The sequence below is a fragment of the Rhizobium sp. YAF28 genome, from assembly GCF_052113285.1.
Taxonomy (GTDB): Bacteria; Pseudomonadota; Alphaproteobacteria; order Rhizobiales; family Rhizobiaceae; genus Rhizobium.
Window position 1 is genome coordinate 605972 of the sequence record NZ_JBFRCX010000001.1, and the last position, 22782, is coordinate 628753.

A 22782-nucleotide genomic window follows, 5' to 3' on the forward strand; every position below is an offset into this window, starting at 1 on the left:
TATCACCATGAGGAGACAATAGCAGCACGGCGATAGGATTTCTCCTATAAAATTCAACATTATCAATGATTTACATTGATTTTCAGTTCTTTACGGCCGATGCCAGGACACTATACCGGACAACCATTCCCTGACGACGGTGACGACCGCATATCAGGATGAAAAAGGCGCGCCGCAAGGGCGCGCCTTCGCATGTCTTCGAGAGAAAAACTTAAGCCTTGATGAAGGCCAGCAAGTCCGGGTTGATGACTTCAGGATGCGTGGTGCACATGCCGTGCGGGAAGCCGGGATAAGTCTTCAGCGTGCCGTTCTTCAGCAGCTTGGCCGACAGCGGCGCGGAATCGGCATAGGGGACGATCTGGTCGTCATCGCCGTGCATGACGAGAACGGGCACGGTGATCTTCTGCAGATCTTCGGTGAAGTCGGTTTCGGAGAAGGCCTTGATGCAATCGTAGTGCGCCTTGGCGCCGCCCATCATGCCCTGACGCCACCAGTTTTCAATCACGCCCTGGCTGACCTTGGCGCCCGGACGGTTGAAGCCATAGAAGGGGCCGGTCGGGATATCGAGGAAGAACTGGGCGCGGTTGGCGACGAGGGCTGCGCGGAAACCATCGAAGACTTCGAGCGGCAGGCCGCCGGGGTTCTTGTCCGACTTGACCATGATGGGCGGCACGGCGCCGATGATCACGGCCTTGGCGACACGACCTTCCTTGGCACGGGCGACATAGTGGACGACTTCGCCGCCGCCGGTCGAGTGGCCGATATGGACGGCATTCTTGAGATCGAGGTGATCGGTCAGTGCGGCAACGTCGGCCGCATAGGTATCCATCTCGTTGCCTTCGAAGGTCTGGGTCGAGCGGCCGTGGCCACGGCGGTCATGGGCGATGACGCGGAAACCCTTTTCGAGGAAGAACATCATCTGCGCGTCCCAGTCGTCGGCGCTGAGCGGCCAGCCGTGATGGAAGACGATCGGCTGGGCATCCTTCGAACCCCAATCCTTGTAGAAGATTTCAGTTCCGTCCTTGGTCTTGATGAAAGGCATGGTCTGGCTCCAATTTTCTGGTGATGTTGGACTGGTTGCGGCAAGCGTGGCTTTCGGCAGGGCGATGGCCGCAATGGCGGCGCCTCCTGCCAGAAGAACGTCCCGCCGTGTGGCATTCGCCGTCAGTGCAATGCTGCGTTCACTCATGATCGCCTCCGTGTGGCATGCTTGCCTCCTTGCGGGCTTCTCCGCGCCTCTTCGACGAGAACAAGCTGACTCACTTCCGGCAGCGATACGAGTTAACCGTCGTAAATTGATGCAAAGCAAAAATGACGGCAATGCGCCATTAGACGTACTAACCTCATGAAGACAGTATGTTATCCGCAAGCTTTTTATTCTCGAAGCTGCCGGCGCTAGCGGGATTACCGCCTTCAGAAGATCAGCAAACTGGATTGCCCGAAGCGATCATTGCAGATTGCGCCAGATGACCGGCCGGTTCTCGTTGAAAGAGCTGGCCTCCTTCTTCCAATGATTGAAGTGTCCGCCCTCTTGCAGCCTGGTTGCCGCGTCCCGACCGACCATCTTCGCAACCGCCGTCTCGTCCCCCATGTGGTTCAGCACCTCTAGGACCATATCGAGCAGGCCGACATAGTCTCTGGTGCCATAGGCTGAACAGAGCAGCTTCAGTCGGCTGCTACCATTGGCAAGGTCGCGGGCCGAGGGTTCGGCTAGGTCTTCGGAGGAAAAAGAAAGCGGTGCGAACCAATAGGCGAGGTAAGCGAGGTCTCGCAGATGCGGCCCCGGACCTGCGAGGTCGAAATCGATGATCGCGACCGGGAGACCATCCCGAAAGATCATGTTGTAGGGCGCAAAATCATTGTGACAAATCACGTCATTGCGTTCGGCAAGAGGGTAGGTATAGGCCCAATTGCCGTCGGGGACGAAGTCCAGGCTTCGGGTCGCATCGTGCAACTTCCGTAACATTGTGGCGGATTCGGTGAGGGCAGCGGTATTCTCCCAGAGCGTCTCCGGGATCATCGCCGTGCCTGCCATGTAAGAGAGGATTTCTCTTCCGCTGTCATCGATACCTAGGAAACGAGGCGCATAGGCAAAACCCCACCGTTCCAGTTGCTTCAGCAGCCTGTGCACGTTCCGGCTATTGGGGCTCATTGAACGGCGTACCGTATCGGCGACCCTGACGACGCCGGCATTGATATTACCACCTGCGAGTGGCGTTTCGTCATCTGATGTCGGCATCCTTGCTCCCCCAGAGCCATGATCGCACTTGCAACCAGATAGCGGAAATAGACAGGGTTGCCCACGAACAGTTCGGCAGTCTGCTTAGGAGGGGCTGGCGTCGGCGATCCGCCGCTTGTCGAAGCCACGGAAACTGCTGTGCGCCAAGGGAGCGAGCGTGGCGGCGAGATAGGCGAGACCTGTCAGAAGCAATGCGGTTGAAAGGCCCCAGGCATCGACCAACGCGCCGCCGACAAGCCCGCCAAAGGGGAGGAGCGCCCAGCAGAGCGCGGCATTCAGCGATGTGACGCGGCCTATCAAATTCTTCGGCGTGCGCTCGAAGAGCACGGCCGAGAGGATGGGATTGAGGAAGCCCGAGGCAAAGCCGCCAATGGCGAGCGTCGTAAAAATGAGCGCAAGCGGCGTTTCCACCGCAAAGACCAGAAAGCGCGGAAAGCCAGTCAGCAGGAATGCGACCGTGTAAACGGCAAGGCGCGGCAGGCGCTCGCCGATCATGGCAGCAATCACGGCGCCGATAATCGAGGCGCCGGAGAAAACGGCGAACATGGTTCCGAGCAGGGCCGGACCATGGCCCGAGGTCTGCGTCCAGACCGGCAACAAGACGGCGCCAAAGGCCTGATCGAGCAGATTAGTGGTTGCCACCATCAGCACGATTGCGACCAGTACCGCATCGCGGCGCAGGAAGCGCCAGCCTTCCGCGAGTTCACGGCCATAGACGGCGATGCCGGTTGCTTCGGGCTTCGGAGCGCGCCGCAATTGGGGGATGCCGGCTGCGACGACCACGGCGGCGGCGGCGAAGGTGAGGGCGTTGACGGCTAGCGCCTGGCTTGGTCCGACAAGGGCGATCAGCGCGCCGGCGCCAGCCGCGCCTGCGGCCGATGCCAGGCGCTCGATGGCGCCAGCGACGCCGGTCACGCGTTCCAGTGGCACCGAGGCGAGTTCCGCAATGTCGGGGACCATGGATTGCTTGGCGGCATCCGAAGGACCGCGCAGCACGCCCATGGCGAAGACGATCGGCAGCAGGATCGGCATGGTGAGCAGGCCGAGAAGATGCAGCACGGGCACGAGCCCGACGGCGATCACCGAGGCGCTGTCGCAGATGATGGCGATGCGCTTCGGGCCAAGGCGGTCGATCAGGGGGCCGCCGAGCGCCTTGGCGACGACATAGGGCAGCATCTCCATCATGGCGACGAGGCCGGTCAGCACGGGACTGCCGGTCGTGCTCAGCACCAGCCAGGGGATGGCGACGCTGGAGAGCCGCGTGCCTGAAATGGAAAGCGTTTCGGCGACCGCGAGCGCGACGAAGGGACTGCGGCGGCTCATGGCTCGCTCTCTTCCTCGTCATGCGGCAGGCGGCCCGGATAGGGAAAGGCGTGCAGCATGACAGTGAAAGGCACTGTGCCTGATGGCAGTGGCTCGCCGAGGGGCGGGGCCTCGCGCATCGCTTCCATGAGGAGGTCGTTCAGCCGCTTCGTCAGGGCTTCGGCCTTGTCAGAAGTCAGCGGAATGATGATGTCGCTTGCGGTGCTGGCCTTCCGCCATGCGAGCGGCAGCTCGGCATATTCCTCGACTGCCTTCTGCATCTGATCGACCTGCAGGGAGAGGATCGCCTGCGTGAAGGCGACGTCCATATCGAAAGCCTCGCCTTCGTTTTCCGCCGGCGGCACCGAGGTGATCTCGTGGCATGCCCTCCACCAGCGGTCACGACGGGATGGCCCCGGCGCATCCTCGATGAAACCATACTGGGCAAGCTGGCGCAGGTGATAGCTCGTCGCGCCGCTGTTGAGCCCGAGCCGGGTCGCGAGCTGCGTTGCCGTTGCGGGACCATCGATGCGCAGCATACCGAGCATACGTAGGCGCACCGGATGGGCGAGCGCCTTCAGCGCCGTGACGTCGGGAACGACCCGGCTGACGTTGCGGAATGTAGATGACGCAGGTGTAGGAACAGGTGTTTTCATAGCGGCAGCTTAGTACCGCAAATGAATCTTTGCAAAGATTTCTTTGCATATGTGACTGTAGACTGTCAGCCCGCCGACGTCACTTTCTTGCGGCCTTCCAGCACGACCTTGAGAAGCGCATGGGCTGACAGCAGCGGGGACGCTTCGCAGTCGCCGAGGATCAGCAGGCCGGTGGCGGCACCTTCGGGTGTTATGTCCAGACGCCGGCCGGGAATGACGGCGACCGGTTTGCCCGATGTCAGAAAGGCACGGATCGTGGCTGCGACGCCCTCGGCGGACCAGAGCGGGCCGGAAAGGCCGATGCAGAAGGCGGCGTCGAAATCCTCTGTCACGATCTGGTCGAGGCGCAGAGTATCGGCGAGATCGTCGCGTGCGGCGCGGTCGGTGAGGAAACGTCCGACAGTAGGCTCCTTATGGACGCTCTGATGGACGGTCTGGCGGAACTCGCTGGTCAGATCGGCGAAGCCGCCTGATGGTGTCGCGAGGACGACTTCTGCCGGTGCATCCTTGAAAAGATAGTAGGCGGGTGCGAGGCGCGCGATCCTGACCTCGCTGTTATCTCCATCCGCAGCGAGAATGATCAGAAAACGGATGGGTATTTGGCCGTCCATGGGCATCCTCCTCTTGGGGAGCAATGATGCACAGACAACGAGAAGCGGACGAGTTGATCGTTGTAAATCGGTGTAAACGGGTTTAGCCGGCCGTGCCCGAAAGCTGCGCCGGTTCATGGCCGAGGGCTTCGAGATCGACGTTGATGCGGCGTTCCCAGCCGATCGCGCCATCCTGCCTTGCGGCGACGCGTGCCGCCTCGAGGATGGCTGAAGCGGCGTCCAGCCCTTCCGGGCTCTGTCCCTTTGCGGTGACCATTGCCTTCACCCGCAGGAGTTCGGGCAGGCACCAGCGTTCGCCCGAGGCATCGCCATGCTCCAAGGCGCTATCGATCACCGCATGGGCTTCCGCATGTTGACCGAGGCCTGACAGGGCCTGCGCCTCGATGGACTGGAAGTAAGTGCGGAAAAGGTTGAAGCCGGCAAGATCGAGGATGTCCATCGCCGGGCGCAGCTTTGCGAGGCAGAGCCGGTATTCGCCGTCCCGCAGACGTAGTTCCGCTTCGAAGCCGTCGGCATAGGTGTGCCACACATCGAGCGACAGGGCCTTGGTATGGTCACGCAGAAGCCGGATCGCGGCAGCCGCTTCGCCGTCGTTCCCGGAGAGAAGCGCCAGCGGGCAGACGGCTTGGGCGAGAAGATTGCTGATCGAATAGTTATGGCCGATATCGCAGGCGTAGCGCATTGTCTCTTCGACCTCCTTCAGCGCGGCCTTCTCGTCGCCCAATATCCAGAGGCAGCGGGCGATGATGATACGCGCCGTCACGCGCTGGTCGAACTGAAAGCGGACGGAATGGCGGGCCTGCGGCACATGCTCGTAGTCGGCAAGCATCGCCAGAAGCTCCTGGCGGGCCTCGCCGTGGCGGCCGAGCCAGTGAAGCGTAGCAGCCTTCATGCGCCTGCCGATCATGACATCGGTCGGATCGGCGTTGGACGGAGCGAGGGCTGCGAAGCGTTCCGCCAGCTCCAGTCCCTGGCGAGGCTCGGCGCGGTTCAGCACATCGACCCAAAGCGCCCAAATGGCGCGCAGCTGGTGATCGACATCGCCGAGTTCCTCGGCGATCCGCCAGGCCGTCGTCCAGGCGGCAACGCCGTCTTCGGGTGCATTGGTGGCACGAAGCTGCGGCCAGCCGAGCGCGGCATAGAGTTTCATGCGGCTTTTCTCGTCAAGGCCGGGGCGGGCATCGAGGAAGGTTATTGCATGGGTGAGGGCCGCCAGGCACTCGTCAAGCAATGACAGGCGAAAGAAAAGCGGCAGGGCGGCGACCGTCAGGCGTACGCCGAGCAGCGCATCGCCGCCTGATGGACCGAAGGCCCAGTCCAGGGCTGCGCGCAGGCCCGGCACCTGCTGGGCGAAATCATCAGGCCATTCCTCCGGCGAGGCGGCATAGAGATCCTGTTCGGCGCTTTCGAGCGCGCTAGAGAGACAGGCGGAGAAGCGGGCCATGACATCGGGCAGTTCGCCCGAGGCCGCAAGCTTTTCGCCGGCATAGAGGCGGGTCGTATCGAGCAGGCGGTAGAACGTTTCGTCGGTCGCTGTCTCGACGACGACCAGCGATTTGGCGACGAGGGCGGCCAGCAAATCCCCGGGTTCGGTGCCGGAAAGGACCGCGGCTGCGGCCCCGCTGCTGAAGCGGCCGCGGAAGACGGAGAGTTCGCGCAGCGCCTGCTGCTCCTCCGGCGACAGGATGAGGTAGCTCCAGTCGAGCGTGGCGCGCAGTGTCTGGTGGCGGGGCAGCGCCGTGCGTCGGCCGCGCGTCAATACCCGGAAGCAGTCGGAGAGCGAGCGGGAGAGGGCGGCGATGCCCATCGCCTCCAGCCGGCCAGCGGCAAGCTCGATTGCCAGCGCAATGCCATCGAGCCTCGTGCAGATATCGACGACATCGGCGGCGTCCCCGTCCGTCAGCTCATAACCGCCGAGGCAGGCATCGGCGCGTTCGACGAAAAGCTGGACGGCGGGCGAGGCCAGAGCAGCCTCTGCTGTCACGGCAGACAAGGGCAGGTCGAGCGGCAGCAGACGGTGGACACGTTCGCCTTCGGCGCGCAGCGGCTCGCGGCTGGTGGCGAGGATATGCAGATCGGGCGCTTCCGCCAGCAGGTCTTCGGTGAGCTTGGCGATATCGCCCACCACATGCTCGCAGCTGTCGAGCACGAGCAGGACATTGCGCGGCTGCAAATGGGCGGCGATCTCCACTGCGATATCGTCGCTGCGCGAGAGGATGCCGAGTGCAGACGCCACGACCGTCGGCACGAGATTTCCGGTCGCGACTTCCGACAGGTCGATCCAGACGATCTCGCCATCGAAGCTGCCGCGCGCAATCACGGCGCGGGCAACGGTGGATTTGCCGATGCCGCCAGGGCCGGCGATTGTCACGAGACGGCCCTTGGTCAGCTGTCCGGTCACGGCCGCGATCGTCTGTTCACGGCCGAAGATGCGGGCGGGCAGGCGTTCGGGGCGAAATTTCTGGAGTGTCTGCCGAGCGACGGGCGCTGCGCCATTGCTGCGGCGATTGACGGGCGCGATGAAGGTATAGCCGCGGCCGGGCACGTTGGTGATGAATTGAGGTTCGCGCTTGATGTCGCCCAGCGCCTTGCGCAGGGCCGAGACGTGGACGCGCAGATTGGCCTCGTCCACGAACGTATCCGGCCAGACCTGCCTGACGATCTCCGCATTGGTCTTCAGCTCGCCCGGATGATTGAGCAAAAACAGCAGGATATCGACGGCGCGGCTGCCGAGAGGCACGGCAGACCCTTCCCGCAACAGGCTGCGCCTGGCGGGCACTATCGAAAATGCACCGAACTGAAGCTCTTCTTCCAAGCATGCTCCCTGCGTGATGGCCGCAGGTTGGCTAAATGCCTGCTCCCTGTCAAATGAAACGCGGTGACAGGGCTGGAATTGCGACGAGATTTCAGACGTTTAAGGCCGTGCTATTTTAGCGGGCTCAAGCTTGCCCGCGCTCAGCAAGGATGGCGTTCAGGCGGGAGACATCCTCTCGCAGCGCAGTCAGTTCCGTCAGCACACGCATATCGATCTTCTGATGCAGCGACAGAACCTCAAGCTCGGCCTTCAGATTCACCTCATAATCCTTGGCGGCCTCGAAACGATCGCGTTCGGCCTGCCGGTTCTGCGACATCATGATGATCGGCGCCTGGATAGCCGCAAGCATGGAAAGGATGAGGTTCAGGAATACGAAGGGATAGGGGTCGAAGGCGCGGGAAAAAAGGATGACCGTGTTGATGATGGTCCAGACGACGAGAAAGGCGAGGAAGGCCAGGATGAAGGACCAGGAGCCGCCGACACGGGCGATGCCATCGGCCAACCGCTCGCCGAAGGAGGATTCGGCGGCAATGGCGGCGTTGACGTCGGTGGAGATGATCTTGCGCTCATGTGCCTTGGCCAGCACGCGCTTTTCGATGTCACCCAGTTCTTCGGCCGGCTTGCCGAAATGCAGGTGGACGAAATTCGGAAGATTATACATGGCATTGTCCCGGGAGTGGATCGAATTGGCGCGCAGTATTCCGCCGTCGCCGCAAATTGCAATGCGTATCGGCGTCGCGCAAGACAAACAGAGGGATAGGCAGAGCGATGGGGCCACCCTTCATCAAATTTTCGCCGCAGATCGCTACGGCTTTTGAAGCGGCTTATTGCGGTGCACGAAGGGGCGGATTAAATGAATGACATGACACAGGAAAACGCTCTCTCCCAGACCTTCAACATCGCCATCGCCCAGCTGAACCCCACGGTGGGCGATGTCGCCGGAAACCTTGCCAAGGTGCGTGAGGCGCGCGCCGATGCGGCGCGGCAGGGCGCGCATCTCTTGATGATGACCGAGCTTTTCATCTCCGGTTACCCACCGGAAGATCTGGTTCTGAAGCCGGCCTTCATCCGCGCTTGCTGGACGGCGGTCGAAAGCCTTGCGGCCGATACCGCCGATGGCGGACCGGGCATCGTCATTGGATTTCCACGCCAGGACGAGACGGGCCGCTACAATTCCATCGCCGTGCTCGACGGCGGCAAGGTGATTGCCGTGCGCGACAAGATCGACCTGCCGAATTACGGCGAGTTCGATGAGAAGCGCGTCTTCGACCAGGGCGCGATGCCTGGACCCGTGAATTTCCGCGGCGTGCGCATCGGCATTCCGATCTGCGAAGATATCTGGGGCGATCTCGGTGTATGCGAGACGCTCGCCGAAAGCGGCGCGGAAATCCTGCTCGTGCCGAATGGCTCGCCCTATTATCGCGGCAAGGTCGATATCCGCCATCAGGTGGTGCTGAAGCAGGTGATCGAGACCGGCCTGCCGATGGTCTATGCCGCCCAGCTCGGCGGCCAGGACGAGCTCGTCTTCGACGGCGCAAGCTTTGCCTTCAATGCCGACAAGTCGCTCGCCTTCCAGCTCAGCCAGTTCGAGACGGCCCTTGCGGTGACGACCTGGAAGCGGACAGAAAACGGCTGGCACTGCTCGGAAGGGCCGATGGCGCGCATACCCGAGAGCGAGGAGGCCGATTACCGCGCCTGCCTGCTCGGTTTCCGCGACTATGTGAACAAGAACGGCTTCAAGAATGTCGTGCTCGGCCTCTCGGGCGGCATCGATTCGGCGATCTGCGCGGCAATCGCCGTCGATGCGCTCGGCGAGGAACGGGTGCGCACGGTCATGCTGCCGTATCGCTATACGTCCGAAGACTCGCTGAAGGATGCGGCCGATTGCGCCAAGGCGCTCGGTTGCCGCTACGATATCGTGCCGATCGAGGGACCAGTGACGGGCTTTTCCTCGGCGCTGTCGAGCCTCTTCGAGGGCACGAACAGCGGTATCACCGAGGAGAACCTGCAGAGCCGTGCACGCGGCACCATCCTGATGGCGATCTCCAACAAGTTCGGCTCGATGGTGGTCACGACAGGCAACAAGTCGGAAATGTCGGTCGGTTATGCGACGCTCTACGGCGACATGAACGGCGGCTTCAACCCGATCAAGGATCTCTACAAGATGCAGGTCTATGCGCTGGCCCGCTGGCGCAACGAGAATGTGCCGCCGGATGCGCTCGGCCCCTCGGGCGTGGTCATTCCGCAAAACATCATCGACAAGGCGCCGTCGGCCGAGCTTCGCCCCGACCAGAAGGACCAGGATTCGCTGCCGCCTTATCCTGTTCTGGACGACATACTCGAATGCCTTGTCGAGCGGGAGATGGCGGTCGAGGAGATCGTGGCGCGCGGCCATGATGTCGAGACGGTCCACCGCATCGAGCATCTGCTCTATCTCGCCGAATACAAGCGCCGCCAGTCGGCGCCGGGCGTGAAGATCACCAAGAAGAATTTCGGCCGCGACCGGCGCTACCCGATCACCAACCGGTTCCGGGATCGATAGAAAACTCATCTGGGAGAGGACGAGATGCGCAGCTCTGTCGAAATCTACAACGTCAGGAGAGGCGAAAGCCGCGTCGTCTGGCAGACGGAGGCGCTGGTGGAGGCGCCGAATTTCTCACGCGACGGTGCCTATCTGCTGATCAATGGCGACGGGCTGCTCTACCGCCTGCGGCTCGACGGCAGCGATCTCGTTGAGAAGGTCGATACCGGCTTTGCTGTCCATTGCAACAATGACCACGGCATTTCACCCGATGGCGAAGAGATCGTCATTTCCGACAAGACCGAGTTCGGCAAATCGGCGATCTACATCCTGCCGATCGAGGGCGGCAAGCCGCGGCTGATCACCAAGAACCTGCCGTCCTACTGGCATGGTTGGTCGCCCGATGGGCGCGAGCTTGCCTATTGCGGCATCCGCAACGATCTCTTCGATATCTACACGATCTCGGTCAAAGGCGGCGAGGAGAAACGGCTGACGCATGGAGAAGGCCGCAATGACGGGCCGGACTGGTCGGCCGACGGGCAGTGGATCTATTTCAACTCCAGCCGCACCGGCCTGATGCAGATCTGGCGCATCCACCCTGACGGCACGGGTCTCCAGCAGGTGACATCAGACAATTACGGCAACTGGTTCGCCCATCCGTCGCCCAACAACGACAAGGTTCTGATCCTCTCCTACGACCCCGATATCTTCGACCATCCGCGCGATCTCAACGTAAGGCTACGCATGATGGACATGGACGGCGGCAACCTGACAGAGCTGTTCGAGCTCTTCGGCGGGCAGGGCACGATCAACGTGCCGAACTGGTCACCGGATGGCGAGGAATTCGCCTATGTGCGGTATTTTCCGGCCAAAGCCTGATCATCATCATTGAAGGATGACGCGGCGGGGTTTGCCCGCCGCGACTGATGCGGCCACTCAGGCTGCGACGGCTGCCTTGCGGCGGTCGCGGACGGCCTTGGCCAGATCCTCGAGCACCTCGACGGACTTATCCCAGCCGATGCAGCCATCGGTGATGGACTGGCCGTAGACGAGCGGCTTGCCGGGAACGAGATCCTGGCGGCCGGCGACGAGGTTGCTCTCGATCATCATGCCCTTGATGTGGTGGTTGCCGGCAAGGATCTGGCCGGCGACGTCATGGACGACCTTCGGCTGGTTCATCGGGTCCTTGTTGCTGTTCGCGTGGCTGGCATCGATCAGCATGCGCGGGTCGACGCCGAGCTTGACGGCTTCGGCGATGACAGCCTGCACGTCAGCTGCCTCATAGTTCGGCCGCTTGCCGCCACGCAGGATGATGTGGCAGTCCTCGTTGCCGCGCGTGGAGGCAATCGCTGCCTGTCCATCCTTGGTGACAGCCGGGAAATGGTGCGGCTGGGAGGCCGCCATGATTGCATCGAGTGCGATGCGCGCGCTGCCATCCGTGCCATTCTTGAAGCCGATCGGGCAGGAGAGACCCGAGGCGAGCTGGCGGTGGATCTGGCTTTCGGTCGTGCGCGCGCCGATGGCGCCGTAGCTGACGAGATCGGCAATATATTGCGGCGTGATCGTATCGAGGAATTCGCAACCGGCCGGCAGGCCCATGGCGTTGATGTCGAGCAGCAGGCGCCGCGCGAGGCGCAGGCCTTCCTCGATACGGTAGCTGCCATCGAGATGCGGGTCGTTCATCAGGCCCTTCCAGCCGACGGTGGTGCGGGGCTTTTCGAAATAGACGCGCATGACGATTTCGAGATCGCCGGAGAGACGTCGTCGCTGCTCCATGAGGCGGCCGGCATATTCGCGGGCGGCTGCCGGATCGTGGATCGAGCAGGGGCCGATGATGACGAGCTGCCGGTCGTCCTGACCGGTCAGGATATTGTGGATCATGTCGCGCGTGCTGGTTACTGTCTTGGTAACAGCGGCGTCACGCGGGATTTCCGAAAGGATATCGGCAGGCTTGGTCAGCGGGGTGATCTCGACGATGCGCAGATCATCAATAGTGTCAGTCACGGTATGCTCTCCTGTTTGGTCATACCGTGGCGGAACAAAAAAGCCGCCAGGTTGACTAGCGGCTGTTCGGGTTGTCGTCGCGTTAGTTTCGGTTACGCACAGACCCGCATCCGCTGGAAGCAGCGGTACGAATAAAATCGCGATGCGTAAACGGACGAAATCGACATGCGGCTTATGTAGCCATGCCGATCGGAATTGTCACGTAGAATCTGTGAGGAAAAACGACAGATCCGTGAAGTTTTCAGCGGCTCTCCGCTATTGCCTGTCCCTGGGCCTCTTCCGGTTCTGCCGTCTCGGCATGTCTGTTCTTGTGGCGGCGTGTCGTCAGCTCCTCGCCGGCATTGGCAGGCAGGCGCAGGAAGGTGATGCAGGCAAGTGCTGATATCGCCGCCACGATGAAGAAGGCGATATGAAAATCCGAGACCAAAAGCTTGCCGCCATGGAAGCTCGAGGAGATTTCCAGGATCGTACCGGCAACCGCAACGCCCATGGCCATGGAGATGCGCTGCGCCACCGCATTGATGGCGGTCGCCTGACTGCTGTCGGCCTCGTCCACATCGCCGAAGGCCATGGCATTGACGCCCGAAAAGGCCATGGAGCGCAACAGGCCGCCGACAAGAAGAGAGCCCATGATGAGATACATCGGCGTTTCGGCAGTGAAGAAGCCGTTCACGCCGAGGAAGATCGCCGCGAGGAAGGTCGTCAGCGCGATGACGTTGCGGAAGCCGAAGGCGTTATAGGTGCGGGTGGCTGCAAATTTCGAGCCCATGGAGCCAAGAGCGCTGATGAAGGTGATCGAGCCTGACTGCAGCGGCGTCAGGCCGAAGCCGAGCTGCAGCATCAGCGGCATGAGGAAGGGCAGCGCGCCGAGGCCCATGCGGAAATTCGAGGCGCCGAGGATCGCCGCCCGGAACATCGGGTAGCGGAACATCTTGGGGTCGAGCAGCGGATGCGAGGTGCGCCTGGCATGCACGAAATAGAGAATGCCGGAGAGGACGCCGACGGCCACAGTGACATAGCCGTAGATGACGGGAACGGCGGGCAGGCTGATGACCGAGAGGCCGAACACGAAACCGGCAAAGCCGATACCCGACAGGAAGAAGCCCGGAAAATCCATCGGCTTCGGGCTTCGCGGCTCGACGGCCGGCAGGAAACGGGTGACGAGGACGATGCCGATAATGCCGATCGGCACATTGATCCAGAAGATCCAGTGCCAGCTGAGATAGGTTGTCAGGAAGCCGCCGATCGGCGGGCCCATGATCGGGCCGATCAGCGCCGGAATGGTCAGCCATGCCATGGCATTCACCAACTGGTGACGTGGCGTGCCGCGCACCAGGAGCAATCGCCCGACCGGCGTCATCATCGAGCCGCCGGCACCCTGGATGAGGCGGGAAATGACGAAGGCGGCGATGGAATTGGAGAATGCGCAGGCGACCGAGCCAACCATGAAAACGAAGATCGCGAGCCGAAAGATGTTGCGTGCACCGAAGCGATCCGACATCCAGCCGCTGATCGGAATGAAGATTGCGAGCGCCACGAGGTAGCTCGTTACCGCAAGTTTCAGCGCGATCGGCGAAGTGCCTATATCGGCAGCAATCGCCGGCAGGCTGGTGGCGATCACGGTCGAATCCATCTGTTCCATGAACAGGGCGACCGCAAGGATCATTGGTGTTAGGCGGGACACGGGCAACCGGAAGGCAATGAGAGGGGATTCGGCGCCAGCGGCGTCGGGTCTCGTTCTAGGCCAGCATTTTCAGCCTGTCCACGAAATGAATGTCGCATGCAGCTTGCCGCCATGCCGTTTCCGCGCCATAGATCACCCGTCAGGTGCCCGCTTTCACAAGCGGGAGAATCGGGAATCCGGTGCAAGACCGGAACGTGCCCAACGCTGTAAGGCCGACGCTTGCCGCATAGAATGCCACTGGCCGCAAGGCCGGGAAGGCGGCGGCCAAGCGGATGACGCCAAGTCAGAAGACCGGCCTGGCAAGATAGACCCAACCCGCGCGGACGGCGGGCGGTTGCGTTGTTGGGGATTTGACGATGCGACCCATTGATGATGCCGTTTGCCCGGCATCCAGCTTTTCTGCGGCCGAACGCGAGGCCGTCTATCACGCAATCATGACGCGGCGTGACGTGCGCAGCCAGTTCCTGCCCGACCCCTTGCCGGATGATCTCGTGACGCGGCTTTTGACCGCCGCGCATCACGCGCCCTCGGTCGGCTTCATGCAGCCGTGGAATTTCATTCTGGTGAAGAGCGTCGAGGTGAGGGCGCGGGTACGCGATGCCTTCCTCAAGGCGAATGAGGAAGCGGCCCGCATGTTCGACGGCAAGCGGCAGGAGCAATACCGTTCGCTGAAGCTCGAAGGCATTGTCCAGGCGCCGCTCGGCATCTGCGTGACCTGCGATCCAACCCGCAGCGGCAGCGTGGTGCTGGGGCGCACACATAATCCGCGCATGGACAGCTATTCCACCGTCTGCGCCATCCAGAACCTGTGGCTTGCGGCACGAGCCGAAGGGGTGGGCATCGGCTGGGTCAGCATTTTTCGCGAGGGTGACCTGAAGGAGATCCTCGGCATTCCCAATCATATCGAGGTGGTAGCCTGGCTCTGCGCCGGCTTCGTCGACCGGCTCTATGATAAGCCGGAACTGGCGGTCAAAGGCTGGCGGCAGCGGATGGCGCTGGAAGAGCTGGTTTTCCATGATGGCTGGGGGCAGGTGGAAAGCGAGGCCGCGCCGGTCTGAGCCGGCGCGGGTGTGCATCATTCTGCCGGCTGGGTGCCGCAATCCTTGGCGCAGGCCGGCGTCTTCCGATGGGCAAAGACGAGGAAGCTTGCGGCGGCCAGAAGCCAGACGCCGATCGCGCCATAGAGCATGACGCCGCCGAAGCCTGCGACGAGCGCATCATGCACCGTCCCGGCCGGAATGTCTGGCAGGGAGGCAATGTTGCCGGCGGAGATCCGTTCGGCGAGCAGGCGCAGGTCGCCGGCATCCGTCGAGGTTGGCAAGGTGCTCTTGAGGTGGGAGAGCACGCCGCTGAACAGGATGAAGCCCATGACGGCGATGTTGATGGCGAGCGAGATCATCCGGGCGCTCATGTCGATGCCGGAAGCCATGCCGGCGCGATCGCTGGAGACAGCGCCTGTCGTCGTATTGGTGACCGGAGTGTTGGTGAAGCCAAGCCCGATGCCGGCAAGCAGCGCGCCGGGCAGCATCGTCAGCCAGCTTGGCGCGGCGGCGGCACTGCCTGATTTCATCAGCAGGAAGCCGAGCCCGATGGTGAAAAGGCCGCCGGGAATGATGATGCCCGGCCGATAGCGCAGCATGAGCCGTTCGGCGAGCGGCGGTACGACGAGCGTCGGCAGCGTATAGGCAAGCAGCGCCAGACCCGCGGCCACACTGCCATAACCGAGACCGGCTTCATACCAGATCGGCAGATAGATCATGAAGGGCCAGAAGCTGATATTCATGGCAGCCGAGCCGATGATGGCGCCCGAGAAGGCGCGGATGCCGAAGACCGAGGCATCGAACATCGGTCGCGGGTTCAGCCTCTCGGCGAAGATGAAGGCGACGAGGCTTGCCGCGGAAAGTCCGATAGTGGCAAGCGCGGCAAGGCTGGCAAAGCCGAGAGCCGGACCCTGGGTGATGAAGAAAGCGAGGCAGAAGACCGCCAGCGAAAGGGTGACAATTCCGGCCATATCGAGCCGTCCTGCAGCGGGGTCACGCGATTCCTCAACGCCCGTTACGGCAAGGGCCACCGTCACGGCTGCCAGCACGGCATGGATGAGGAAGACCCATTGCCAGCCGGCGGCTGCTACGATCGCAACGCCTATGATCGGGCCAAAGCCGAGGCCGATCCCGAAGATGATGCCCCACCAGCCGAAGGCCATGCTGCGGGCTCTGCCCTCCGGGAATTGATGGGAGAGGACGGCCACCTGGCAGATCAGCATCACGCCGCCGCTCATACCCTGCAGAAAGCGAGCAACGATTAGCAGCGAAACATCCTGAGCAAGGCCGGCAATCAGCGAGGTGAGGCCAAAGGCGGCAATGCCGATCAGGAAGACGCGCTTGCGGCCGTAGCGATCGGCTAATGTGCCTGCGGCCATCAGCACCGTCGTCACGGCGATCGTATAGGCATTCATGATCCATTGCAGCGCGCTGAAATCGGCATGCAGCACCTTTTCCAGCGTCGGCAGGATTGCCGGTACGCTCGATATTTCAAGGCCGAACATCAGTGAGGAGAGGCAGGCCGCCATCAGGGCGACGATGCCTCTGATACGTGAGGATTGAGGTGAGGCAGAGGTCATGCTTTGGCCTTTCGACGTTGAGACTTACAAGGGTGACATCCGTTGTCGTCCATTTGCGTCAGCATAAGCAGAGCTTGATCATTACAGAATTGGATGATTGACTATTTCAGACACAACAATTTCGGATAGATCCAATGACCATGCTCGATGTCGATTCCGTTCAGGCTTTCGTGACGATCGCCGAGAACAAGAGCTTCACCCGCGCCGCCAATGAGCTCGGCAGCACGCAAGGAGCGATTAGCGTCAAGCTCAAACGGCTGGAGGAGCGGCTCGGCCATCGGCTGATCGAACGCACGCCGCGGCTGGTGCGGCTTTCGGCACAGGGGGCGGTATTTCTTGATGCCGCACGGGAATTCCTCGCCGCCCATGACCGTGCGGTCGCGGCACTTTCCTCGTCGCGCCGTCATTTCAGGCTGGGCATTGCGGCCCATGTCGCTGGCCCGGAAGTGCCGACGCTGCTTGCGCGCCTCAATGCCCATGACCCGGGGTTGACGATCGAGGTGCGGCTCGACAATTCCTGCGAGTTGCTCGCCGCCTTCGATCGCGGCGACCTGGATGCGGCGATCGTCCGTCGGGATGAGGACCGGCGCGATGGCGAGGTTCTGGCACCAGAGCATTTCGGCTGGTTTGCAACGCCGCAATTCGAATATCGCCACGGCGAACCGCTGCGTCTTGCAGCACTGTCGCCCAACTGCAAGGTGCGGGATGTCTGCACCCGAGCGCTCGATGCGGCCGGTATTCCCTGGGCGGAAGTCTTCCTCGGCGGAGGCTCTTCGGCTGTGACAGCAGCCGTTTCAGCCGGGCTTGCCGTCTCGACCTTCTCCCATCGTCTGGCGCCCGTCGGCACGATCGAGGTCAGCGAGCGCTTCGGCCTGCCAGCGCTGCCATCCTCCGAGGTCGTGCTGCATTCGACACTGACGGATGCCAAGTCGCGTGCGGCGCTGCGCACACTGGCGGCAGCCTTCCGGGAGCATCGCTCGTCAAACTGAAGATGCGATTTCGACTGCCGATATCGTGGTTATTGCTGTTGTTGGGGCTGCGGGCCTGATGTCGCCGGATTGGTGAGATCGATCTTGCCCTGATCGCCGGCCAGGAATTGCGGGCCAACCTGGCGCACCTTGTTGCTGGCGGGGTCGTAGGGACGATCCGGCACCTGCGCCTGCGGGGCGGGCGGGGCGCTCACAGCCTTCGGTGCGTCTGTATGGATCGTGGTGATCGAACCCTTCGGCTCAGGCGCCGGCGCATAGGCTGCCTGGCTCTTGCGCATTTCCTCGTAATAGGCGGTCAGATTGCAGGAGCAGGCGGATTTTTCGCCGGGTGCGCGGGTCTTGTAGGCGAAGGCATTCTTCATCGCGCCATAGGGGGCGCCCGTTGCCGTCGAGATCATGTTCGAGGCTTCGGCGCTGGAGATGTCGCGGTAATAGAGCTCCGTCTCCACACCAGGGCACATCTTGGCGCAGGTCGCGGCATCGCGGCCGAAATCGACCGAGGTTGCATTATTGCTGATCGGGAAGAAGCCACCGTCGCAGGTGCGTACGCAGATGGTGCTGACGGGCGAGAGCATTTCCGCCCGCGGCAGGCCGTAACGCTCGCCGCCGCCAAGCGGAATGAAGGTGTCGCCGCGCATGGCCTGCTCCTCGATGGAAGGAGCCGTGGCATAGGCATCGCCTTGCGCAGGTTCGCTAAAGCTGTCGCTGTTGCAGCCATTGTCTTCGAGTGCGGCCATCAGCCCCTCGCGGGCCGGATCGGCACCACCCTGGCGCAACTCGTTGCGGCGGTCCTGCAGGTAGCGGATATTGTCCACCATCTTGGCTTCGGACTGCTCAAGCTCCCCACAGAAGCCGGCATTTTCGCCGCCGACGACGACCATGCTGCCCGACGTGCAGCCGTAGCGGCGCAGATCGCCGCGCACCTTGCGCAATTCCAGGTTCTGTTCGGCAAGCGCGCCCGCATATTGGCGCATCTCGGCACCATTCGTGCCGATCGATTGCGGCAGATCGGCAAGACGCCCGCGCAGATCCTCGCAGATCGCATTGGTCTCAGCGGCTGCCGGAACCGCAAATGCCAGAAAGAAGAGGAGAGACAGGTTTCGGCGCTTCACGACGTCGTCCCGGAATGAGAAAGTATCTATCGGTCAATTGCGGCTTCAACCGACCGCGCTTTGTCTTAACGTATTTCCCTTAATAAGCTCGAAGTAATTCCTAGCGCATTTTTGCGATCTTATCCAGCAAGCCCTATGCTTCCACTCCCATCTCTCCCGCAGCTACGCGGGAGCCCGCTGATATCTAAACGGCTGATATGACAGGAATTTCCGACGAGATTCGTTCTCTCTCAACGACACCGGTAAAACCGGAACCCCGACACGGCCTTCACGTTTTCGTGGACGGTTGTTATGAGCCCGGTACGCGGCACGGCGGGTGGGCCTTCGTCGCCTACCGCGATGGCGTGGAAATCGCGTCCGGTTTCGGCGGCGTAGAAGATTCCGCCAACAATGCGATGGAACTGACTGCAGTGCTCGAGGCGGCAATCTGGATCAGCCGCACAGCAGAGGGCGTGGCAGCGGTCATCTGGTCCGATTCCGTCTACGCCGTAGACGGCTGCAACAGCTGGCGTCCTATCTGGAGGAACAATGGCTGGAAGAAAAGCAACCCAGGTGGCAAGGCCAGAAACCGGGCGATCTCGGATGCGGAACTCTGGAAAGCCGTCGATATCGCGCTATCCCAGAATCCATTGATAGCGATTGCCTGGTGCAAGGGCCATTCCGGCATTGAAGGTAACGAACGCGCCGACGAGCTGTCGGATCAGGGACGCCGATCCATACGGCGTGCCTGATATGCCGGAAGCCAACGGCCGTCGCTTCGCAGACGGCCGCAGCGCGGCTTACGCCGGCTGCGATGCCTCGACAACAGCAAGGGCTGCCATGTTGACCACGCCGCGAGACGTGACGGACGGCGCCAGGATATGGGCCGGCATTGCGGTGCCGAGCAGGATCGGGCCGACATGCAGGCCGTCGGTCATCGACTTGACGACGCCGAGCGTGATGTTGGCCGCATCGAGGTTCGGGAAGACCAGCAGGTTGGCTTCGTCATGCAGCGTCGTGTGTGGCATGACGCGGCGGCGCAGCTCCTCAGAGATCGCGCTTTCGCCGTGCATTTCGCCGTCGACCTCGAGATCAGGAGCCGCTTCACGCACCAGTTGCAGCGCATTGCGCATCTTGGTGGCGCTTTCGGATTCGCGCGAGCCGAAGTTCGAATGGGAGACGAGGGCAGCGCGGGGGGTGATGCCGAAGCGCTTGATTTCCTCAGCTGCCAGCACTGTCGCCTCGGCGATTTCCTCGGCCGTCGGATTGAAGGTCACATAGGTGTCGGTGAAGAAGGTCGCGCCGCGCTGCGAGATCAACAGGCTGAGCGCGGAAAAGTCGCGCACATTCGGGCGCTTGCCGATGATCTGGCGCACGTCGCGGAGGTGTTTCTCGTAACGCCCTTCGAGGCCGCAGATCAGGGCATCGGCTTCGCCGCGCTTCAGCGCCAGGGCACCGATGACGGTCGTGTTGGTACGAACGATGGTGCGCGCTGCCTCCGGGATGACGCCGCGGCGACCGACCAGCTGCAGATAGAGATCGACATATTCGCGGAAGCGCGGATCGTCCTCGGGGTTGATGACCTCGAAATCCGACAGAGGGCGGATGCGCAGGCCGTAACGCTTCAGGCGCGTTTCGATGACCTGCGGGCGGCCGATGATGATCGGCTCGGCAATGCCTTCTTCGATCAGGACCTGGGCGGCGCGCAGCACGCGCTCGTCTTCACCTTCCGAGAAGACGACGCGCTTGCGCTCTGCCGTCTTTGCCGCCGTGAAGATCGGCTTCATGATGAAGCCGGAGCGGAAGACGAAGCGGTTCAGATGGTCGAGATAGACATCGAAATCGGTGATCGGCCGACGGGCGACGCCGCTTTCGGCAGCAGCCTTTGCGACAGCAGGCGCGATGCGAAGGATGAGGCGCGGGTCGAAGGGCGAGGGGATGAGATAGTCGGGGCCGAAGACCGGGGTTTCACCGGAATAGGCGCGGGCAGCAACGTCCGACGGCTCCTCGCGGGCGAGGGCCGCGATGGCGCGCACGGCCGCCATCTTCATTTCCTCGTTGATCGTCTCGGCGCCACAGTCCAGCGCACCCCTGAAAATATAGGGGAAGCAGAGGACGTTGTTGACCTGGTTCGGGAAGTCCGAGCGGCCGGTGCAGATCATCGCATCCGGGCGGGCAGCGCGGGCGAGGTCCGGCATGATTTCCGGCGTCGGGTTGGCAAGCGCCATGATGAGCGGCTTTTCGGCCATCTGCGCCAGCAGTTCCGGCTTCAGGACGCCGGCGGCGGAGAGGCCGAGGAAGACATCAGCGCCGCCGATATTTTCGGCGAGCGTGCGCGTGTCGCTCTTCTGGGCGTAGATCGCCTTCCACTCGTCCATCAGCTCGACGCGGCCTTCATAGACGAGGCCTTCTAGATCGTGGACCCAGATGTTTTCGCGCTTGGCACCGAGCGTCACCAGCAGGTTGAGACAGGCAAGGGCTGCCGCACCGGCGCCTGACGCGACGATCTTGACCTCATCGATCTTCTTGCCGGCGAGTTCCAGGCCGTTGAGGATGGCGGCTGCGACGATAATTGCGGTGCCGTGCTGGTCATCGTGGAAGACCGGGATCTTCATCTTTTCGCGCAGCTGCTTCTCGATGCGGAAGCATTCCGGGGCCTTGATGTCTTCAAGGTTGATGCCGCCAAAGGTCGGCTCGAGCGAGGCGACGGTAGCGACCATCTGATCGACATCTGGCGCATCCACTTCGATATCGAAGACGTCGATGCCGGCAAACTTCTTGAAGAGGACGGCCTTGCCTTCCATGACCGGCTTGGAGGCGAGCGGGCCGATGTTGCCGAGGCCGAGCACGGCGGTGCCGTTGGAGATGACGGCAACGAGATTGGCGCGGGACGTATAGTCGGCAGCCTGCTCCGGATTGTCACGGATGGCGAGGCAGGGAGCGGCGACACCCGGAGAATAGGCGAGCGCCAGATCGCGCTGGTTGCCGAGCGGCTTGGTCGCCTGGATTTCCAGCTTGCCGGGGCGTGGATAGCGGTGGAAGAAAAGCGCCTGCTCGTCGAGGCTGCCGCCCGTCAAATTCTTTTCCGATTTGGATTTTTCCTGGTGATCCATCGCCGCCTCCAGCGTTGTTCGAAGTCTTTTGAAGACTCCTCCATACATCAATCGACCGGTCGGAACAGTACGGAAATAGCCGCAGCTGAACTTTTTGACCTGATGGTAACGGGGAGCTGACATTGGCCGGTGGATTGAACGGCTTTGCAGGCCTTTCCTGCGGTTTGTCATCTTCCTGATACACGAGTCTGATTTTGGAAGACCAGACGAAGAACGATGGGACACGAGCGGAAAGGCTTGTGACAGACATGATGGAACCTCGGCGCTTCCGCACCCTCTTCATTTCCGATGTGCATCTCGGCTCGAAAGCCGCCAAGGCGGATTTCCTGCTGGATTTCCTGAAATACCACGAGGCAGACACGATCTACCTCGTCGGTGATATCGTCGATGGCTGGCGCCTGAAGCGCAGCTGGTACTGGCCGCAGGTCTGCAACGACGTGGTCCAGAAGCTCCTGCGCAAGGCGCGCAAGGGTACGCGCGTCGTCTATATTCCCGGCAATCACGACGAATTCCTGCGCGCCTTTCCGGGCATGCATTTCGGCGGCATCGAGGTCGTCGAGCGCATCATCCATGACGGCGCCGACGGCAAGAAGTACCTGATCCTGCATGGCGACGAATTCGACGTCGTCGTGCGCAACGCTCGTCTGCTCGCCTATCTCGGCGACTGGGCCTACGACACGGCGATCCGCATCAACATCGTGCTCGCAGCGGTCCGCCGCCACCTCGGCATGCCCTACTGGTCCTTCTCGGCCTGGGCCAAGCTGCAGGTTAAACACGCCGTCAACTTCATCGGCGAGTTCCAGCGTGTGGTTGCCGAGGAAGCCCGCAAGAGCGGCGCCGACGGCGTCATCTGTGGCCATATCCATCACGCCGTGATCGAGGATATGGACGGCATCCGCTACATCAATACCGGCGACTGGGTCGAAAGCTGCACGGCGATCGTCGAGCATGAAGACGGCACGTTCGAACTCATCACCTGGCGTGCGCTGACCAGCAACGTGCCAGCACTGACATCGGTCGAATTGCTGGAAGAGGGCGATCTCGCCCCGCAGGCTGCCTGAATAATGTGTGCGTACCGCATCGGCGGTCTCCGCCGGTGCATCATGAATTTAGCCGTTGCCATCAGGCGACAGGCCC

Annotated in this window: 18 protein-coding genes and 1 riboswitch; of the genes, 6 read left to right on the top strand and 12 right to left on the bottom strand. The window is 62.1% G+C overall.

What is annotated here, in order from left to right; genetic code table 11:
* Window positions 1-211 precede the first annotated feature (211 nt).
* The 7 genes from AB4Z13_RS03225 to AB4Z13_RS03255 all read right to left on the bottom strand — a co-directional run bounded on the left by AB4Z13_RS03225 (window position 212) and on the right by AB4Z13_RS03255 (window position 8284).
* Complete coding sequence (locus AB4Z13_RS03225) at window positions 212-1042, bottom strand: alpha/beta fold hydrolase (RefSeq protein ID WP_310388006.1); 831 nt, start codon at window positions 1040-1042, stop codon at window positions 212-214.
* 405 nt (window positions 1043-1447) lie between these two features.
* Window positions 1448-2239: an aminoglycoside phosphotransferase family protein gene (locus tag AB4Z13_RS03230; protein WP_442205803.1), complete on the bottom strand. Its 792-nt coding sequence runs from the start codon at window positions 2237-2239 to the stop codon at window positions 1448-1450.
* Window positions 2240-2323: 84 nt separating this feature from the next.
* A complete protein-coding gene (locus AB4Z13_RS03235; protein ID WP_442205804.1) occupies window positions 2324-3562 on the bottom strand; it encodes an MFS transporter in 1239 nt (412 codons plus the stop codon).
* Entirely contained in the window at window positions 3559-4197 is a 639-nt protein-coding gene (locus AB4Z13_RS03240; RefSeq protein WP_442205805.1) for an ArsR/SmtB family transcription factor, read from the bottom strand. Before AB4Z13_RS03240 ends, AB4Z13_RS03235 begins: the two co-directional genes overlap by 4 nt.
* A gap of 65 nt (window positions 4198-4262) precedes the next feature.
* Entirely contained in the window at window positions 4263-4808 is a 546-nt protein-coding gene (locus AB4Z13_RS03245; RefSeq protein WP_442205806.1) for a transporter, read from the bottom strand.
* Between the two features lie 82 nt (window positions 4809-4890).
* The gene (locus tag AB4Z13_RS03250; RefSeq protein ID WP_442205807.1) at window positions 4891-7623 is read right to left on the bottom strand and encodes an ATP-binding protein; all 2733 of its coding nucleotides are present in this window, start codon (window positions 7621-7623) and stop codon (window positions 4891-4893) included.
* 124 nt (window positions 7624-7747) lie between these two features.
* Window positions 7748-8284, bottom strand: a complete 537-nt coding sequence (locus tag AB4Z13_RS03255) for a DUF1003 domain-containing protein (protein WP_113324491.1) — start codon at window positions 8282-8284, stop codon at window positions 7748-7750.
* Between the two features lie 201 nt (window positions 8285-8485).
* On the opposite strand from AB4Z13_RS03255, the gene AB4Z13_RS03260 reads away from it, so the two are divergent.
* A complete protein-coding gene (locus tag AB4Z13_RS03260) occupies window positions 8486-10165 on the top strand; it encodes an NAD+ synthase (protein WP_442205919.1) in 1680 nt (559 codons plus the stop codon).
* 24 nt (window positions 10166-10189) lie between these two features.
* Window positions 10190-11023 carry a TolB family protein gene (locus tag AB4Z13_RS03265; protein ID WP_442205808.1) on the top strand — a complete coding sequence of 278 codons (834 nt, stop codon included), beginning with the start codon at window positions 10190-10192 and terminating at the stop codon, window positions 11021-11023.
* Between the two features lie 57 nt (window positions 11024-11080).
* On the opposite strand, the gene AB4Z13_RS03270 is transcribed toward AB4Z13_RS03265, so the two are convergent.
* Both AB4Z13_RS03270 and AB4Z13_RS03275 read right to left on the bottom strand, forming a co-directional pair.
* Window positions 11081-12148, bottom strand: coding sequence for a 3-deoxy-7-phosphoheptulonate synthase (locus AB4Z13_RS03270; protein ID WP_442205809.1), 1068 nt, complete (start codon window positions 12146-12148; stop codon window positions 11081-11083).
* A 241-nt stretch (window positions 12149-12389) separates the two neighbouring features.
* Entirely contained in the window at window positions 12390-13814 is a 1425-nt protein-coding gene (locus AB4Z13_RS03275) for a DHA2 family efflux MFS transporter permease subunit (RefSeq protein ID WP_442205810.1), read from the bottom strand.
* A gap of 142 nt (window positions 13815-13956) precedes the next feature.
* Window positions 13957-14146, top strand: a riboswitch (cobalamin riboswitch).
* A 42-nt stretch (window positions 14147-14188) separates the two neighbouring features.
* Here AB4Z13_RS03275 and bluB point away from each other — a divergent pair.
* On the top strand, window positions 14189-14890 hold the full coding sequence (gene bluB / locus AB4Z13_RS03280; RefSeq protein WP_442205811.1) for a 5,6-dimethylbenzimidazole synthase: 702 nt from the start codon (window positions 14189-14191) through the stop codon (window positions 14888-14890).
* 17 nt (window positions 14891-14907) lie between these two features.
* On the opposite strand, the gene AB4Z13_RS03285 is transcribed toward bluB, so the two are convergent.
* Window positions 14908-16452 (bottom strand): MFS transporter, encoded by a 1545-nt coding sequence (locus AB4Z13_RS03285; RefSeq protein ID WP_442205812.1) that lies wholly within the window; start codon window positions 16450-16452, stop codon window positions 14908-14910.
* 134 nt (window positions 16453-16586) lie between these two features.
* Between AB4Z13_RS03285 and AB4Z13_RS03290 the strand changes: the two genes are divergently transcribed.
* The gene (locus tag AB4Z13_RS03290) at window positions 16587-17441 is read left to right on the top strand and encodes a LysR family transcriptional regulator (protein ID WP_439015120.1); all 855 of its coding nucleotides are present in this window, start codon (window positions 16587-16589) and stop codon (window positions 17439-17441) included.
* Window positions 17442-17470: 29 nt separating this feature from the next.
* Here the strand turns inward: AB4Z13_RS03290 and AB4Z13_RS03295 are convergent, their stop codons facing one another.
* Window positions 17471-18553 (bottom strand): DUF2865 domain-containing protein, encoded by a 1083-nt coding sequence (locus tag AB4Z13_RS03295; protein ID WP_442205813.1) that lies wholly within the window; start codon window positions 18551-18553, stop codon window positions 17471-17473.
* Between the two features lie 197 nt (window positions 18554-18750).
* Here AB4Z13_RS03295 and AB4Z13_RS03300 point away from each other — a divergent pair, with 197 nt between their 5' ends.
* Window positions 18751-19284, top strand: a complete 534-nt coding sequence (locus AB4Z13_RS03300; protein WP_113324483.1) for a ribonuclease H family protein — start codon at window positions 18751-18753, stop codon at window positions 19282-19284.
* A 48-nt stretch (window positions 19285-19332) separates the two neighbouring features.
* Here AB4Z13_RS03300 and AB4Z13_RS03305 read toward each other — a convergent pair whose 3' ends face one another.
* The gene (locus AB4Z13_RS03305; RefSeq protein ID WP_442205814.1) at window positions 19333-21645 is read right to left on the bottom strand and encodes an NADP-dependent malic enzyme; all 2313 of its coding nucleotides are present in this window, start codon (window positions 21643-21645) and stop codon (window positions 19333-19335) included.
* Window positions 21646-21893: 248 nt separating this feature from the next.
* Here AB4Z13_RS03305 and AB4Z13_RS03310 point away from each other — a divergent pair, with 248 nt between their 5' ends.
* Complete coding sequence (locus AB4Z13_RS03310) at window positions 21894-22706, top strand: UDP-2,3-diacylglucosamine diphosphatase (protein ID WP_439017206.1); 813 nt, start codon at window positions 21894-21896, stop codon at window positions 22704-22706.
* Window positions 22707-22782: the final 76 nt, after the last annotated feature.

Coding starts and splice junctions, on each gene's coding strand:
- AB4Z13_RS03225 (WP_310388006.1), bottom strand. CDS start 1,042: ATGCCTTTCATCAAGACCAAGGACGGAACTGAAATCTTCTACAAGGAT.
- AB4Z13_RS03230 (WP_442205803.1), bottom strand. CDS start 2,239: ATGCCGACATCAGATGACGAAACGCCACTCGCAGGTGGTAATATCAAT.
- AB4Z13_RS03235 (WP_442205804.1), bottom strand. CDS start 3,562: ATGAGCCGCCGCAGTCCCTTCGTCGCGCTCGCGGTCGCCGAAACGCTT.
- AB4Z13_RS03240 (WP_442205805.1), bottom strand. CDS start 4,197: ATGAAAACACCTGTTCCTACACCTGCGTCATCTACATTCCGCAACGTC.
- AB4Z13_RS03245 (WP_442205806.1), bottom strand. CDS start 4,808: ATGGACGGCCAAATACCCATCCGTTTTCTGATCATTCTCGCTGCGGAT.
- AB4Z13_RS03255 (WP_113324491.1), bottom strand. CDS start 8,284: ATGTATAATCTTCCGAATTTCGTCCACCTGCATTTCGGCAAGCCGGCC.
- AB4Z13_RS03260 (WP_442205919.1), top strand. CDS start 8,486: ATGACACAGGAAAACGCTCTCTCCCAGACCTTCAACATCGCCATCGCC.
- AB4Z13_RS03265 (WP_442205808.1), top strand. CDS start 10,190: ATGCGCAGCTCTGTCGAAATCTACAACGTCAGGAGAGGCGAAAGCCGC.
- AB4Z13_RS03275 (WP_442205810.1), bottom strand. CDS start 13,814: ATGATCCTTGCGGTCGCCCTGTTCATGGAACAGATGGATTCGACCGTG.
- bluB (WP_442205811.1), top strand. CDS start 14,189: ATGCGACCCATTGATGATGCCGTTTGCCCGGCATCCAGCTTTTCTGCG.
- AB4Z13_RS03285 (WP_442205812.1), bottom strand. CDS start 16,452: ATGACCTCTGCCTCACCTCAATCCTCACGTATCAGAGGCATCGTCGCC.
- AB4Z13_RS03290 (WP_439015120.1), top strand. CDS start 16,587: ATGACCATGCTCGATGTCGATTCCGTTCAGGCTTTCGTGACGATCGCC.
- AB4Z13_RS03300 (WP_113324483.1), top strand. CDS start 18,751: ATGACAGGAATTTCCGACGAGATTCGTTCTCTCTCAACGACACCGGTA.
- AB4Z13_RS03305 (WP_442205814.1), bottom strand. CDS start 21,645: ATGGATCACCAGGAAAAATCCAAATCGGAAAAGAATTTGACGGGCGGC.
- AB4Z13_RS03310 (WP_439017206.1), top strand. CDS start 21,894: ATGATGGAACCTCGGCGCTTCCGCACCCTCTTCATTTCCGATGTGCAT.